The organism is Ferrovum sp. JA12 (assembly GCF_001431705.1).
Taxonomy (GTDB): Bacteria; Pseudomonadota; Gammaproteobacteria; order Burkholderiales; family Ferrovaceae; genus PN-J185.
Map to the genome: position 1 here is coordinate 177719 of NZ_LJWX01000001.1, position 15285 is coordinate 193003.

The 15285-nt window shown below is 46.1% G+C and carries 15 protein-coding genes and 2 pseudogenes; 9 read left to right on the plus strand and 8 right to left on the minus strand.

The genetic code is table 11. The features are described 5' to 3' along the window. Nucleotides 1-12: 12 nt before the first annotated feature. From hemA to FERRO_RS01025, 4 genes are read left to right on the plus strand one after another with little or no spacing between them, the layout of a single operon-like run. Nucleotides 13-1281, plus strand: a complete 1269-nt coding sequence (hemA, locus tag FERRO_RS01010) for a glutamyl-tRNA reductase (RefSeq protein ID WP_239683461.1) — start codon at nucleotides 13-15, stop codon at nucleotides 1279-1281. A gap of 5 nt (nucleotides 1282-1286) precedes the next feature. Continuing rightward, nucleotides 1287-2366 carry a peptide chain release factor 1 gene (gene prfA / locus FERRO_RS01015; protein WP_056929021.1) on the plus strand — a complete coding sequence of 360 codons (1080 nt, stop codon included), beginning with the start codon at nucleotides 1287-1289 and terminating at the stop codon, nucleotides 2364-2366. Next, entirely contained in the window at nucleotides 2363-3181 is an 819-nt protein-coding gene (gene prmC / locus FERRO_RS01020) for a peptide chain release factor N(5)-glutamine methyltransferase (RefSeq protein WP_056929022.1), read from the plus strand. Before prfA ends, prmC begins: the two co-directional genes overlap by 4 nt. A 46-nt stretch (nucleotides 3182-3227) precedes the next feature. Further along, nucleotides 3228-4154 (plus strand): hypothetical protein, encoded by a 927-nt coding sequence (locus FERRO_RS01025; RefSeq protein WP_056929023.1) that lies wholly within the window; start codon nucleotides 3228-3230, stop codon nucleotides 4152-4154. On the opposite strand, the pseudogene grxD reads toward FERRO_RS01025, so the two are convergent. Next, a pseudogene (grxD, locus tag FERRO_RS01030) lies at nucleotides 4151-4457 on the minus strand (Grx4 family monothiol glutaredoxin). The gene FERRO_RS01025 and the pseudogene grxD overlap by 4 nt on opposite strands. On the opposite strand from grxD, the gene FERRO_RS01035 reads away from it, so the two are divergent. Further along, entirely contained in the window at nucleotides 4438-5391 is a 954-nt protein-coding gene (locus tag FERRO_RS01035) for a S1/P1 nuclease (RefSeq protein WP_082601134.1), read from the plus strand. The pseudogene grxD and the gene FERRO_RS01035 sit on opposite strands and share 20 nt — an antisense overlap. Here the strand turns inward: FERRO_RS01035 and FERRO_RS01040 are convergent. The 3 genes and pseudogenes from FERRO_RS01040 to FERRO_RS01050 all read right to left on the minus strand — a co-directional run bounded on the left by FERRO_RS01040 (nucleotide 5388) and on the right by FERRO_RS01050 (nucleotide 8006). Continuing rightward, nucleotides 5388-5894 (minus strand): transcription termination/antitermination NusG family protein, encoded by a 507-nt coding sequence (locus FERRO_RS01040; protein ID WP_056929024.1) that lies wholly within the window; start codon nucleotides 5892-5894, stop codon nucleotides 5388-5390. The genes FERRO_RS01035 and FERRO_RS01040 overlap by 4 nt on opposite strands. 2 nt (nucleotides 5895-5896) lie before the next feature. Further along, nucleotides 5897-6590 (minus strand): annotated as a pseudogene (locus FERRO_RS01045) (haloacid dehalogenase type II). Then, on the minus strand, nucleotides 6591-8006 hold the full coding sequence (locus FERRO_RS01050) for a mannose-1-phosphate guanylyltransferase/mannose-6-phosphate isomerase (protein ID WP_056929025.1): 1416 nt from the start codon (nucleotides 8004-8006) through the stop codon (nucleotides 6591-6593). A gap of 213 nt (nucleotides 8007-8219) precedes the next feature. On the opposite strand from FERRO_RS01050, the gene FERRO_RS01055 reads away from it, so the two are divergent. The 4 genes from FERRO_RS01055 (at nucleotide 8220) to FERRO_RS01070 (ending at nucleotide 11868) form a co-directional block, all read left to right on the plus strand. After that, nucleotides 8220-9218 carry a fatty acid desaturase gene (locus FERRO_RS01055; protein ID WP_082601135.1) on the plus strand — a complete coding sequence of 333 codons (999 nt, stop codon included), beginning with the start codon at nucleotides 8220-8222 and terminating at the stop codon, nucleotides 9216-9218. A gap of 267 nt (nucleotides 9219-9485) precedes the next feature. Next, the gene (gene lgt, locus FERRO_RS01060) at nucleotides 9486-10277 is read left to right on the plus strand and encodes a prolipoprotein diacylglyceryl transferase (protein WP_056929027.1); all 792 of its coding nucleotides are present in this window, start codon (nucleotides 9486-9488) and stop codon (nucleotides 10275-10277) included. A gap of 96 nt (nucleotides 10278-10373) precedes the next feature. Continuing rightward, entirely contained in the window at nucleotides 10374-10694 is a 321-nt protein-coding gene (locus FERRO_RS01065; protein ID WP_056929028.1) for a c-type cytochrome, read from the plus strand. Between the two features lie 31 nt (nucleotides 10695-10725). Then, on the plus strand, nucleotides 10726-11868 hold the full coding sequence (locus tag FERRO_RS01070) for a branched-chain amino acid ABC transporter substrate-binding protein (protein WP_056929029.1): 1143 nt from the start codon (nucleotides 10726-10728) through the stop codon (nucleotides 11866-11868). Nucleotides 11869-11872: 4 nt separating this feature from the next. Here the strand turns inward: FERRO_RS01070 and FERRO_RS01075 are convergent, their stop codons facing one another. From FERRO_RS01075 to FERRO_RS01090, 4 genes are read right to left on the minus strand one after another with little or no spacing between them, the layout of a single operon-like run. Beyond that, on the minus strand, nucleotides 11873-12574 hold the full coding sequence (locus FERRO_RS01075; protein ID WP_056929030.1) for an ABC transporter ATP-binding protein: 702 nt from the start codon (nucleotides 12572-12574) through the stop codon (nucleotides 11873-11875). Further along, a complete protein-coding gene (locus FERRO_RS01080; protein WP_056929031.1) occupies nucleotides 12564-13340 on the minus strand; it encodes an ABC transporter ATP-binding protein in 777 nt (258 codons plus the stop codon). The genes FERRO_RS01075 and FERRO_RS01080 overlap by 11 nt, the downstream gene beginning before the upstream one ends. Next, a complete protein-coding gene (locus FERRO_RS01085) occupies nucleotides 13333-14364 on the minus strand; it encodes a branched-chain amino acid ABC transporter permease (RefSeq protein ID WP_056929032.1) in 1032 nt (343 codons plus the stop codon). Before FERRO_RS01085 ends, FERRO_RS01080 begins: the two co-directional genes overlap by 8 nt. Beyond that, nucleotides 14361-15284 carry a branched-chain amino acid ABC transporter permease gene (locus tag FERRO_RS01090; RefSeq protein ID WP_056929033.1) on the minus strand — a complete coding sequence of 308 codons (924 nt, stop codon included), beginning with the start codon at nucleotides 15282-15284 and terminating at the stop codon, nucleotides 14361-14363. Before FERRO_RS01090 ends, FERRO_RS01085 begins: the two co-directional genes overlap by 4 nt. Nucleotide 15285: the final 1 nt, after the last annotated feature.

A 15285-nucleotide genomic window follows, 5' to 3' on the forward strand; every position in this document is an offset into this window, starting at 1 on the left:
TTGGTTAGCGGATTGGCTGATTCAACTTCTTTTATACATACTTTTGGGCTCAACCATGACAGCGCTCCGGTTGCTGTGCGCGAAAAAATTGCCTTTAATGATGAGCAATTAATCCCTGCTCTACTACGGCTCACCCAAGACACCCACAGTGACGAAGCGGTTATTTTATCCACTTGTAACCGCACCGAGATCTACGTACGCAATCAATCTCCCACCTCCATTACTGAGTGGCTACAGCGACATCATCATTTGGGACAATTTGACATCAGTCAATACCTCTACCAACTCAATGGAACAGCCGTTGCCCATCATGCCTTTAAAGTTGCCTCAGGGTTAGATTCAATGGTATTGGGGGAGCCACAGATTTTAGGTCAAGTAAAACAAGCGGTAAGGGTGGCCAGTGAAGCGGGAACACTGGGTCCCATGTTAGACAAACTCTTTCAAATTACCTTTTCTGTGGCCAAGGAAGTACGCAGTCAAACAGCGATCGGGGAGAGATCTGTCTCCCTTGCAGCAGCTGCCCTTAAACTGACCAACAGCGTGTTAGGCAATATCAATGAGCAAAAGATTTTGTTTATTGGCGCGGGAGAAATGATTGAACTGGTCGCCACACATTTTGTAGCCAAACATCCCCAACAAGTCACCATAGCCAACCGTACGCTGGAGCGCGCACGATTACTGGCTGAGCGATTTAACGGTCAAGCGGTTACCCTCTCTGAACTGGCCAGAGAAATTCCTCGTCATGATGTCATCATCTCTTGTACAGCAAGTCACCTGCCCTTAATTGGTAAAGGCATGATTGAAAATGCCTTGAAAACAAGAAGGCACAAGCCCATGGTGTTAGTGGATTTGGCGGTCCCCCGAGATATCGAACCTGAAGTGGGAAAGCTTGCTGATATATTCTTATATACCGTGGATGACTTGGGTAACATTATCCAAGAAAACAAAGAGTCAAGACAAGCGGCGGTCGAGGAAGCAGAAAGAATTATTTTGCATAGAGTGCAAGACTTTGTGCATTGGATGCAGGCAAGAGAAGTAGTTCCGACCATTAAAAAGCTACGTGAGCACGCCGACAGCTATCGTCGCAGTGAATTAGAAAAAGCCAAAAAGGCCTTATCTCGAGGTGAACCCGCGGAGTTAGTTGTTGAACAACTGGCCAATAGTTTAATGAATAAATTCCTGCATCATCCCACTCAAGCACTTAATCAAACTCAAGGTGAACATCAACAACATTTAGTTGATGCAGCCCATAAACTCTTTATCCGTAATCAGGATTCTTAACTTCCATGAAAGATTCACTTAAAACAAGACTGATCGCTCTTGATCAACGTCTGAATGAAATTGATTTGTTGCTCTCAAACCCGCATATTACTGATGATATGGATCAATATCGTAAACTGACTAAAGAGCATGCCGACATTACACCGGTGGTTCTCTTGTTTCATCAATACCAACAAGCCATGCAAGACATTGAAACTGCGCAAATGATGTTGCAGGATCCTGAACTCAAAGGGTTTGCTGAAGACGAGATGAGGTCAGGAAAGGAACAGATAGAGCATATTGAGTCCCATATTCAACATGAACTCCTACCGAAGGATCCTAATGATGATCGAAATATTTTTATGGAGATCAGAGCTGGGACCGGCGGGGATGAATCCGCTCTGTTTGCTGGCTCTCTCTTTAGAATGTATTCACGTTACGCCGAACGACAAGGTTGGCCCATTGAAATCATCTCCCACAGCGATGGAGAGGTGGGCGGTTTTAAAGAAGTTATTTTTAGAATTGAAGGGCATGGCGCCTATTCACGCTTAAAATTTGAATCAGGTGGTCATCGTGTACAGCGGGTCCCTGAAACAGAAACTCAAGGTCGTATTCATACCTCAGCGTGTACCGTGGCGGTGATGCCAGAGGCCGATGAAGTGGGCGATGTCACCCTTAATCCATCGGAGCTGAGGATTGATACCTTTAGGGCCAGTGGCGCGGGAGGTCAACACATTAACAAAACCGACTCCGCGGTACGGATCACCCACCTTCCTACGGGGATTGTGGTGGAGTGCCAGGATGGCAGGAGTCAACATAAAAACAAGGCACAGGCTATGGCGGTTTTGGTTGCTCGTATTAAAGATAAACAATATAGAGAGCAACAGGCCAAAGAAGCTGCTACACGTAAATCATTAATTGGTAGCGGAGATCGCTCTGAACGCATTCGGACCTATAATTTTCCTCAAGGAAGAGTGACCGATCATCGCATTAATTTAACGTTATATAAAATTGATGCCATGATGGATGGCGATATTAATGAGTTAACTTCTGCTCTCATGGCCGAACATCAAGCAGAGTTATTAGCCAACCTAGGTGAGGAATGATTGTTGCGGATGCCTTGAATGTCAGAGATCCCCTGCGTCTTGAAAGACGTCGACTCCTGGAACATATTACCCGTCGTGATTATGCTTATTTACTAGCTCATGCGGAGGACCCTCTATCAGAACATCAAGAACACTTATTTCTTCAATGTCTGTCTCGTTTACAAACCGGTGAACCCTTAGCCTATATTTTAGGGGAACAAGAATTCTACGGTATTACTTTCCAAGTGACTCCAGCAGTACTCATTCCACGCCCTGATACAGAGTTATTGGTTGAAGAAGCGCACAAAGTCATTCGGAGCTTGGCTCACCCGTCAGCCATCGATTTGGGCACGGGATCAGGGGCCATTGCCATCACCTTAAGTCTGTTATGCCCAACCCTGCGTATCACTGCCACGGATATTTCTTCATCAGCACTCGCCGTGGCGCAGCACAATGCCCAGCGTTTGGTTCAAGATTCTGCTTCACGTATTTCTTGGCTCACGAGTGATTGGTTTGATAGCGTGACAGACACCTTTGATGTGATCCTCTCCAATCCTCCTTATATTGCAATGGGAGACCCCCATCTCAAGGGAGAGGGTTTACCCTTTGAGCCAGAGATCGCACTCACTTCCGGGCCTCAGGGTAGGCAAGCTTTGGCATGCATCATTGAGCAAGCTCCGCGTTTTCTAAAAAGACCTGGGTATATGTTTATAGAGCACGGTTATAATCAGGAAGTCTTTGTTCAAAACGCCATGGAACAGGCAGGATTTGTTAAGATATCCACTCATCTGGATCTTAATCGACTGCCTCGATTAACTCAGGGGATGTTGGGCTAAATTAGTGTAAAATTATTTTACTAAGTACTACAAAAGACAACAGACTATGGATCGAGAAGCCACATTACCAGGATCACGCCGTATAATTAAGGGCGAAGAGCGGGTATTTTATGATGGATATTGGATTAAATATTACGCTCCTCCCGCTGACACCTTAACCGCCAAGAAACAACTGATTACGGCACTCACTCGACGACTTTTTAATCATGTGGAGCATGGTATTAATATACCGGGCTCAAAGCTCAACGACGCCAGATCTTGCTACGAAGAGGAAACTGACCCCAATTTAAAAAGAGTGAAAGGGGCCATGCTAGCGGGATCTTTGTTCAATCGTGCTACCGATATTATTACTAAACTGGTGGAAATCCAAGCCTTAGGCGTTGAAATTAGCTCGGATAATGGCTTACTCCGTGAATGCGGTCGTTGCCTACAAGAGGCCTTAGGTCTTGGACGGCTTGTCTTACATCGTAGCGGCGAGGAGGGTATTGATGAGTTGTGGGGGGAACCTTTACACGCCTTCTCCATTCCTGTGGAAGCTTTCTATGAGAGCCGCTATATTAAAATCGCTTCCACCATGCGAGATGTGGATCGCATTGGTCAAGCCTTAACCAAGACATTCATGTCTGAACGCGCTTATGATGGCATCCAACCCTTAATCGAAGCGGTCAATAAAACGGCTCACCTTAAGGTAGAGACACTGCAAACCGATAACGCCATTTTTACTGTATGGCCAAATTTTGTGGTGGCCAGTGAACGCCTGTTGGCCTTTAGACCGCAAGCAAAAGACAATGCCAGTCTAGAATATAACCGCTTGCAAGATGAAGGGGTACGCCTGATTAGTCAAGGGCAGTCAATCATTAGCGATATTATTCGTGCACGCACGCCCATGCCTAAAACTACCCGTGAATACATCACGCGACTTGACTCATACCGTGAAAAAGTAATTCGTGAAGCCGCGCGTCACAGTGATTAAAGAATCTCTTTTAATTCACCATTTTGATACATTTCTGTGAGAATATCAGAACCACCAACAAACTCACCATTGATGTACAGTTGTGGAATGGTTGGCCAATTGGCGTATTCCTTGATACCTTGACGGATTTCAGGGTCTTGTAAAACATCTACGGCCAAAAAGTCGTTAACACCACTTTGACGTAAGATTTTGACCGCGTTAGCAGAAAAAAAAACCACATTGAGGAAAATCCGGGCTACCTTTCATGTACAACACAACTTTATTGGATTTCACTTGATTATCTATGACATCTTTAACTGACATGGCACACTTTCTCCATAAAAAATACGTAAAAGAATATTATCCTAGGCCTTGCGTTTACTATCAAGGTTTAATTGGACTAATTTTGTCCTTTTTTTGTTCCTCAGCATCGGCGTGGGGTGATTTAGGCCACGAAGTGGTCATGGCCATTGCTTGGCAACACTTGACCCCGCATAGTCAACAAGTTGTACAACAACTGATCGCCACGGATCACAACACCTTAACAGCCAGCGATCCCATTGCTATAGCCACCTGGGCTGATCGCTATCGTAACCAAAGACATCATGACAGCGTCGATGCCTATCAACAGACCCATTTATGGCACTTTGTTGACCTCAACATAGATCACCCTGATTTGAACGCCGCCTGTTATCACCATCCCGCCTATTCAGGTCTAGCAAGCCAAGGGCCGAGTCATGCTTGCGTGGTGGATAGGATTCAAGCTTTTTCAGCGGAATTAAAAGCCTATCATTCCAGCCCACAGATCCCTGAGCAGCAAGAAGCTCTACTGGCATTAAAATTCCTCATTCATTTTGTCGGGGATCTACACCAACCCCTACACGCCAGTGATCACCATGACAGCGGGGGAAATAAAATCCGTCTCTTAGTCAATCATAAGAACATGTCATTACACCATTTTTGGGATACCCGCATTGTTCTCTCTCTGGGTTCTGATCCATTATTGATTGCTCAGTCTTTAAATAAAACCATCACCGTTAACACCCTTCGTCACTGGCAACAAGGTGATCCAGTGGATTGGGCCTGGGAGTCCTTTAGAACAGCTAAAGAGTTAATTTACCAACCTTTGCTCAAGAGTGGTGATCGCAGTTATTACTCTGAACCCAATCACTTTCGTGCCGCTCAACATATCGCTCGTATCCAATTAGAGGAAGCAGGTATTCGCTTAGCGTTATTACTTAACCGAGATTTACTTTAAGCGAGAACAATCTGCTGGATAGGAAAAGTGAGACGCTGCACTTTTCCTAATAACTCCACCAGAATCAATGCTCGTGCCTCCCCCGTCTTGGCCTCACTAATGTTATCCAAAATACCCACTAGCCCTTTAAAAGGCCCCTCTTTAATGAGTAACACATCACCCTGATGATATAAGGGCTGAGGATGTTGCGCCGATTCCTCAGTCATTCTACGAATATCGTTAATGATCTCATCAGGAATGGTAGCGGGCTTCTCACCAAAGAGTAATAATCCCTTCCCTACCCCACGGGTAGAACGAATGGTGTAGGTGTCATCATGGATATAGTTTAAGTGAATAAACAAATAGCGAGGAAAAAAGGGTTCGCACACTTTTTCTATTGTGTTGTTTTTTTTCTTTTCAACCACAATTTTAGGCAAGTAGACGCTGTAGCCTTGATTCATTAATTCCATCTCGGCGCGTTCTTCGAGCCGCGGTTTAGTTTGTACCACGTACCACTTGTTCATATTTAGACCAATAACTCTAAAATATCCGTTAACTGACTGCCCACTTTAGTTGGGGGCTCACCAATTTCCTCCAAGGGCATCTGATAGCGATTCACCCAACAGGTTTTGAAGCCAAACCAAGTGGCGCCGAGCGCATCCCATCCATTACTGGAAACAAACAGAATATGTTGCTTAGGACAAGAGAACTCGCGCAAGGCAAGACTATAGGTCTCTGGAGCCGTTTTAAATAATCGCACCGTCTCCACCGAGAGGACAGCGTCAAGATAAACATCAAAGCCAGCGGCTTTGACCACCTTATCCAGCATCTCAGGGGAACCGTTAGATAAAATAGCAGTACGAATATTTTTCTCTTTTAAACTTTTTAACACCCCGATATTTTCTGGGAAGGGAGTCAAATGATCATAGGCTGCCATCAACTGCTCTTCCCTGTTCTGCGTCAAGGATAAAGAAAGTCGTTTGGCCGCATAGCGAAGAGCTCGGCGGGTCAACTCCTCAAAGGGTAAATAGTATTTACTACCCAGTGAATGATGGGGATCACTCTGCGTAATTAAGCGCGTGTACTCAATTTGTTTATCCCGCCAAAGGAGAGAGAGTGATGAGCCCTGACCTGGAAAAAAACTGTTCCGCTAAGGCCCCTACTGAATACACATCAAACAGTGTTCCGTAAGCATCAAACACAACGGCTTTGATAGACATTTATTTTCTCCCATACCCATCTTCAAAACGAACAATATCGTCCTCGCCAAGATAGCTGCCTGACTGCACTTCAATGAGCTCAAGGGCTTCTGTGGTTAAGTTTTCGAGACGATGCTTAACTCCCAAAGGAATATAAATAGACTGATTTTCTTTCAGGATAATGACTTCCTCATCACGGGTGACGGTGGCCTCACCCTTTACTACCACCCAATGCTCTGCGCGATGATGATGCATTTGTAAAGATAGCCGACCGCCTGGCTTAACGGTGATACGTTTCACTTGAAAACGCTCCCCTTTGTCCAAGGAGTCGAATTCACCCCAAGGTCTTGGTACTCGTCGATGTTGCAAAGCCTCTGGCACGTCAGCGTCCTGCAGATGACTGACCACTTGCTTGACTTTCTCCACCTGGTCACGGTGTGTCACAAGTAGCGCATCTTGAGTATCCACAATAATCAGATCATTTACCCCAAGAGCCACAACAGGTCGATGTTTGGCATAAATAAAGTTATTTTGACTCTCGAGTACGTGAGCTTGATCGATGAGTCGGTTGCCAAATGGATCAGCAGGCGTTAATTCCGCTAAGGCACTCCAGCTGCCCACGTCACTCCATACGCCCTTAAAAGGCATCACTGCCACGTTATCTGCTTTTTCAAATATGGCAATATCAATGGGCTGTGCAGGAATATGTTGATAAGCTTGTGCGTCGACGCGGATAAAATGGTGATCTGTTTGTGCTGTTAATAATGCTGTTTTAACTGCCGATAAAATAGCTGGAGCATACTGCTCAAAAGCTGTTATCAGAGCGTCTTGGCGCATTAAGAAAATGCCAGCATTCCATAAACAACGAGGGTTACTTAATAACTCTACAGCGCGCTTCGCGTCAGGCTTTTCAATAAACCCCTCGACCCGATGAACTAGTGAATGAGGCGCCACGCTCTCCTCTGAGGCCTGAATGTAGCCGTAAGCCGTGCTAGGTGCGCTTGGCACAACGCCAAAAGTCACTAATGCGCCCGCTAGCGCAGCACTTTTAGCCGCCTCAATCATGTCCGCAAAAGCTTGAGCGTCAGGAATAAAATGATCCGCCGGACAACATAACAGTAAAGCGTCATCTTCTTGGGTAGTAAGTGCCGCGAAGAGCAGCGCTGCGGCGGTATTTCGAGCAACGGGCTCCAGTAAATGTGTGGCCTTAACCTGAGCAAGGGTTGCCCCATCATCCACTAAAAAACGATGCTCCTCAGAGGATACCGTCAGAACATTTTCATTGATCAGTTTTAAGCGCTCAAAGGTGAGTTGCAATAGACTTTTATTATCAATGAGAGGAACAAACTGTTTGGGGAAAGCTTTTCTTGAGAGCGGCCACAAGCGTGTGCCACTCCCACCACATAACACTACAGGTTGAATCAAGTTAGCTACCATGGTGCTCTCTCATGTGAATTGATCGATGTAATTCGCTATTCTACCTAAAATTACGAATAGATATAAAATTTAGATGATTATTGCTACATGTCATATATTTTCTGACGATAATGAATAAAATAGAATCAATGTGTGAACTCAAACTTGTCAAATATGTCATAAAAGTATTACAATTAGTACGTAAGCGTACTTTATGTTGTTTACTTTACTACTATGAGCCTTTCAACTAGACAACCCATTACTCACCCTATGGCCCTCGTAGGTGCCTCCATCGCCATAGCCTTTGCCTTTTTACCGAGCCTTTGTCTCCTGCTAGGTCATCCAGGCTGGCCACTATGGATTGGTTTATTTGCCTTGCCTATTCTAGAACTTCTGTTCCAACGATATCAAGGCCCTATCCCCTACTGGAGTTTTTGGACACTGCGTTGTGTGCTGGCGGTGATTACTATTCAAGGTCTTTTAGGGGCCTTACTAGCCTCGCATTATGCGTGGTGGTTAGTGATGTTGGCGGGAGCTGGGTCAGGCTATGCGGCAGGGAGCTCAGGCAATGCCCTTGGGCACGAGTTAGGACACAGCAGAAATATTTGGGATAAACGCTTAGCAAAATGGTTTTTTACTAGCGTCTGCTTTGGCCATTACACTCAAGAACATGGGGCAGGACACCATGTGTTAGTGGGCACACCTAAGGACAGTTTATACACTAACGTTAACGACAATCTCACCAGCTTCTCACAACGCAATATGATAAAACAATTGCGTCTTGGTATTCAAATAGCCCGATCACGTGACAATCTCTGGTCAGAGGTATATGGTCCCATTTTCTTTTACGGACTCATCAATCTAGTGATAGGTTATTTTGCAGGTTGGAAGGGGGTCCTATTTTTAACTTGCCAAACCATCGTTATGTATATGGTAGATGCCTCCATTACCTTCATACAACATTGGTCGCTGTATCGCAAAGAGATCAATGGTCGTTATGAGCGTGTGGGCCCGACTCATACCTGGGACTGCGATAACTGGATTACCACGGTAGTCTCCTTCAACAATTGCCGCCATGTGGACCACCACATTAATCCCGGTAAAGATCTGAATGCACTGGAAAACGTGGCTGCGGCGCCCAAAATGCCCTATGGCTACGCTGTCATGGGGACGCTTGCTAATTTCCCCGGACTATTCAGGCGAGTCATGGAACCTCTTTTACCCCACTCATAGAGGAAAAACTCATCCTGCTGCATGAGTGATTGACCAACTGCCGCTACCCATGCCACTGTGCTACAGGACATCGATGCTAAATCTCTCTAGCGGTTATGACCTGGACCTTCACACTCACTGGCATTGATGGTGGTCACTGCCGCCACCAAGCCAACTCATTTCAGCCTTTGCTGTCATTGAATCTATGGGCTGTAGCCATCCCCTAAGGGAGCTCAATCACTGATTTCATGGGTATAATCGTAATTCTTCTTTTTTAAGGCGTTGATCATGCTTGTGCACCCGAACTTTGATCCTGTAGCAATCCATTTAGGCCCCCTGACTGTTCGCTGGTATGGACTGATGTACTTATTTGGCTTTTTAGCAGGCTCTTATGCTGGACGCTGGCGTATTAACACACAACCCTGGTTAAAGTGGAGCGTGGAGGAGGTTGATCAATTATTGACTTATGTGGTGTTTGGAGTCATTGTTGGTGGTCGATTAGGCTATGTGCTCTTTTACAAACCTGAGTATTATTTTTCTCATCCTCTAGAAATCGTGGCTTTATGGAAGGGTGGCATGTCCTTTCACGGCGGTTTTTTAGGGGTAACTGTGGCGAGTAGTTTATTTGCCAGAAGAAGCCAACGCCGTTGGCTAGATATCACCGACTTTGTGGCCCCTCTTGTCACCTTTGGTCTGGGCTTTGGGCGCTTGGGTAATTTTATTAACGGCGAATTACCAGGACGCCCCACTTCGCTTCCCTGGGGGATGATTTTCCCCAATACAGACCTCATTGCTCGTCACCCCTCACAGCTCTATGAGGCTCTCCTCGAGGGGCTAGTGCTGGGTACTTTTTTATTTCTCGCGAGCAGAAAACAGCGCCCCACTGGTGTGTTATCCGCTTACTTTTTAATGGGTTACGGTAGCTTTCGTTTTCTTGTGGAGTTCACCCGCGAGCCCGATAACTTTCTGGGTTTATTGGATTTGGGATTAAGTATGGGCCAATGGCTAAGCCTGCCTATGATTATTGCCGGGCTAATACTGTGGAGAAGTTCTTTGAAATCGGCTATGATTATAAAATAATAATAAGCTCTTTATACGGCAGGTAAAGACAATACATCACGAAGAACGCTGGCAATGAGAAAATTTAACTGCCTGTTATTAATTTGGGAGAATACCATGAAATCACTCTTGTCCTTATCCGTTGCATGTACTATTACCTTAGCAACCTTGTCAACCTATGCCGCTGAGAAAGGTGAAACACTTGCCGCACAAAATGGCTGCCTGTCCTGTCACGCGGTTGATCATAAAATCTTGGGGCCCGCTTACAAGGATGTGGCTAAAAAATATCAAGGTGTTGCCGGAATTGAAGACAAGCTTTTCCAGAAAGTCAGACATGGCGGTGGCGGTGTATGGGGTGCTATGGCTATGCCAGCTCAAACCAAAGTATCCGATGCCGATCTGCACACCATACTCAAATGGGTTCTTAGTCGAAAATAAATAGCCAATAAATAAAGGAGCGGTTAATTTCATGGTCGTTAAACACATCGTCAAGCTATCCATTTTTTTAACTGCTGTCACTGTTTTATCAGGTTGTCAAAAAAGTAGCCCTCCTGCCACCAGTGATTCTATTGAGGTGGTGATTGGTTCAGCAGCGCCCCTTACCGGACCACAATCACACTTGGGTCAAGACAATGCGAACGGTGCGCAACTCGCTATCGATGACGCCAACCAAGAGCACATTGTCATTCAGGGCAAAAAAGTACATTTTTCCTTACAAAGCGAGGATGATGCCGCTGACCCGAAAACTGGCACCATCGTGGCACAAAAATTTGCCGACCAAAAGGTTAATGGGGTAGTGGGGCACTTAAACTCTGGCACCACCATTCCCGCATCTCGCATCTATTCAAACGCAGGAATTGTACAAATTTCCCCATCGGCCACCAATCCTAAATACACCCAACAGGGCTTTAAAACCGCTTTCAGAGTGATGGCTAATGATATTCAGCAGGGCCGAGTGTTAGCTCAATTCACCAGTCAACATCTAAAAGCCAAACGCGTGGCGATCATCGATGACGCCACCTCCTATGGCCAGGGATTAGCTGACGAATATGCTAAAAACTTAACAGGGGTAGAAGTGGTGGCACGCGAGCATACCGATGACCACAGTACAGACTTTAGTGCCATCCTGACACGCATTAAAGGAAAATCAGCAGATGTGATTTTCTATGGTGGCATGGACGCGCAAAGTGGTCCCATGGTTAAACAACTGCGGGCTTTGCGGGATAAAGCCGTATTTTTAACAGGCGATGGGGGATGCTCCACCGAGTTTGCCCAATTAGCGGGCGATGCCGCCAACGCCAGCTTCTGTAGCTTGCCAGGCATCCCCCTTGATAAGATGCCAAAAGGCCCCGATTTTTCATCCCGCTTTAAGACTAAATTCGGTCCTATCCAAGATTATGCTCCCTATGCCTATGATGCCGTTGGAGTCATGATTGCAGCCATGCAACAAGCGCAATCCACCGATCCTGGTGAATATATTAAAGCCCTTTCTACCCTTCATTATAATGGGGTAACAGCAAATATTTCCTTTGACGAGAAGGGCGATCTTAAGGATGCTAAAGTGACTGTCTACGAGTGGCTACAGGGTAAAAAAACACCTGTAGAAAACTGATTACTTAACCTAAATAGGCTTGTTGTACGAGAGGATGGGTTAGGCAATTGCGTGCACTGTCGGAGAGGATAATCTCTCCGGTATCCATCACGTAAGCTCGGTCACAAAGGTTTAGTGCAAGCTCGGCGTTTTGTTCAATCAACAGTAAACTGACGCCGGCGCTCCCTACTCTCCCAATAATATCAAAAAGGTGATCCACCATCTGTGGCGCCAACCCCATACTGGGTTCATCTAGCATCAACAATTGCGGTTCAGCTAATAGCGCACGACCAATGGCCAACATCTGTTGTTCCCCTCCAGAGAGGGTTCCCGCATTTTGTGAACGTCTTTCATAGAGCCGCGGAAAAATATCATACACTTGAGCCAACTTAGGCTTAAGCTCTTTAGCGGGACGCGTATAGGCCCCCATCCACAAATTTTCTTCGATGGTTAAGCGTTGAAAAATACCCCTACCCTCTGGTACCAACCCTATTCCCCGTGTCACCCGCTCATAGGCTGGCAAGGTGTTGATGACTTGGCCATTAAAATTGATGGTGCCATGACTCACAGGAACCAACCCTGCTAGGGCTTTCAAGGTAGTGCTTTTACCCGCTCCATTGGCGCCAATAATCGTGACTCGTTCACCCTGCAACACATGAAAGTCAATCTGTCGCACTGCCTGTATCCCGTCGTAACTCACGGATAGGGCGGTCACTTCAAGCAGCATGATGTTGCCCTCGCCCAAGATACGCCTCAATGACTTTAGGATGGTGTTGTATGGTGTAGGGGTCCCCCTCGGCGATCACTTCCCCAAAGTTCAGCACAGAAATGTGCTGACACAACGACATGATCCATTTCACATCATGCTCAATGACCAATACCGTGATACCTTGTTCTTTCACTCGTTGAATCAGTGTCGCTAACTCTTGCCTCTCTCTCAGGTTCATCCCTGCCGCAGGCTCATCAAGAGCTAACAAAGTAGGTTCTGTAGCCAGAGCACGAGCAATTTCTAAACGCCGTTGATCACCGTAGGATAAGGTTTTGGCGTAATCCCAAGCGCGCTCACTCAAGCCCACATAATCAAGAAAACAGTGGGCGCTCTCGCGCATGGCCCGTTCCTCATGACGTGTTTGACGGGTATTGAAAATGGCTCCCCACACCGAGGCCTGGGAGCGTAAATGTCGCCCTACTAGAATATTCTCTAACACAGTCAAATTACCAAACAAACGGATATTCTGAAAAGTTCTGGCAATTCCACAACGCGCCACCTCGTGGGCTTGCCCCACGGGTAAAGGCCGATTAGCGAGCAGAATATCGCCCTGATCAGGACGGTAGAGACCGGTAATAATATTAAACAGGGTGGTTTTACCCGCACCATTGGGTCCAATCAAACCAACAATACTCCCCTTGGGGATAGCCATATTGACGTCTTTTAATGCTAAAAGCCCGCCAAAACCCTTGGTGATGTGTCTCACTTCCAAGAGATTACTCATGATGGAGCTCCTTGGCTCTCAGTCTTGAAGGAATAAGTCCCTCAGGACGTATGAGCATCATCACAACTAAGGCTAGGGCAAACATAATCAATCTTAAGTTAGCCGGATCAACCCATACTGCACCCAGTAAGCTTCTCTGCCACCCGACACTGGCCCGAAGTAATTCAGGCAGCACACTCAACAACAAGGAGCCTACAATCACTCCCGGAATGTGTCCCATCCCCCCTAACACGACCATACATAAAATCATCACCGATTCCATTAAAGTAAAGCTTTCAGGGCTGACAAACTCCTGAAAGCCCGCGAATAACCCCCCCGATAATCCGCCCACCGTGGCGCCCAAACCAAAGGCCAATAGCTTATAGCGTTTAGTGTGAATACCCACACATGAGGCAGCCAGCTCATCCTCTCTGATGGCCATCCAAGCCCGACCGATTCTGGATTTTTCAAGGCGATAAGAAAATACAATGGCAATCATTACCGCCAATAAGAACAAATAATAAATATTGATCACGGCAGGAAAATGCAGTGACATCACCGAGAAGTCATGGTTAAAAACAAAGCTTCCCACCTGTAGTGGGTCAATGTCACTGATCCCTTGAGGGCCGTTAGTAATATTCACTGGCGCGGAGAGATTGTTTAAAAATATCCGAATAATCTCACCAAAGCCTAAGGTCACAATGGCCAAATAATCCCCCTTGAGGCGCAAGGTGGGGGCCCCTAACAGCACCCCAAACACCCCGGCTGACAAGGCACCAAGGGGTAAGACGACTAACAGTGGCCAATGCAACCCAAACTGTGGTGAGGATAGCAATGCATAACAATAAGCCCCCACAGCAAAAAAAGCGATATAGCCCAGGTCTAATAACCCTGCGTATCCCACCACCACATTTAAACCTAAGGACAGCATTAAGTAGAGTAAAGCAAAATCTAAAATCCTAACCCAGCTCTGTCCCACTAAGACCTCAGTTAGCCAAGGTAACATGAGGGCGAGTAGCAATAATAGGTAATATTTATTCCTCATACTTTCTCCTGAGTCTTGCCACCTAACAGCCCATTAGGTTTAAAGATCAGCACTAAAATCAGCACAAAAAAAGCAAACACATCTTTGTAGTTACTGCCAAATAGACCATGGGTTAAATCACCGATATAGCCTGCTCCTAAGGCTTCCACGACACCAAGTAACACCCCCCCCAGCATCGCGCCTTTTAAATTACCAATTCCCCCTAATACGGCAGCAGTAAATGCTTTTAGTCCCAATAAAAAACCCATGGTGTAGTTACCCACCGAGTAATAGATCACGTCCATCACCCCAGCCACTGCGGCGAGGGCCGAACCCAGAATAAAAGTTTGTGAAATAACCCGATCTGTATTAACCCCCATCAACTGAGCAAAGGGCACGCTTTGCGCTGTAGCGCGCATGGCACGACCGAGCTTAGTATGATGAATCAATTGCCAAAGTAACAACATGAATAATAAGGATAAAACAAAAATACTTAATTGCAGCGTTGACACAACGAGGCCATGCCATGCCAACGTGAGCTCCCCTATATTTCCTGGGAAGGGGAGATAGCCTTTCCCCCAAATTAATGACGCCAATTGTTGCAATAATAAAGACAAACCAATGGCGGTAATCAGAGGCGCTAATTTAGGCGCTGAACGCAGGGGACGGTAGGCCACTTTCTCGATCAGATAACCCAGTATCATGCAAATGAATACAGAGAGTCCAAAGGCCACTATTAAAGCGCTCGTGAGCGGGAAGCCTTGAGTCATCAACCATTGTGTTGTGGACAGGGCAATTAAGGCTCCTATCATGACCACGTCACCATGGGCAAAGTTAATCAATTCCATAATACCGTAGACCATGGTGTAACCCAGCGCCACCAGAGCGTAAATACTCCCCAACGTTAAACCATTAATCACTTGTTGCCAAAAGATCATCACG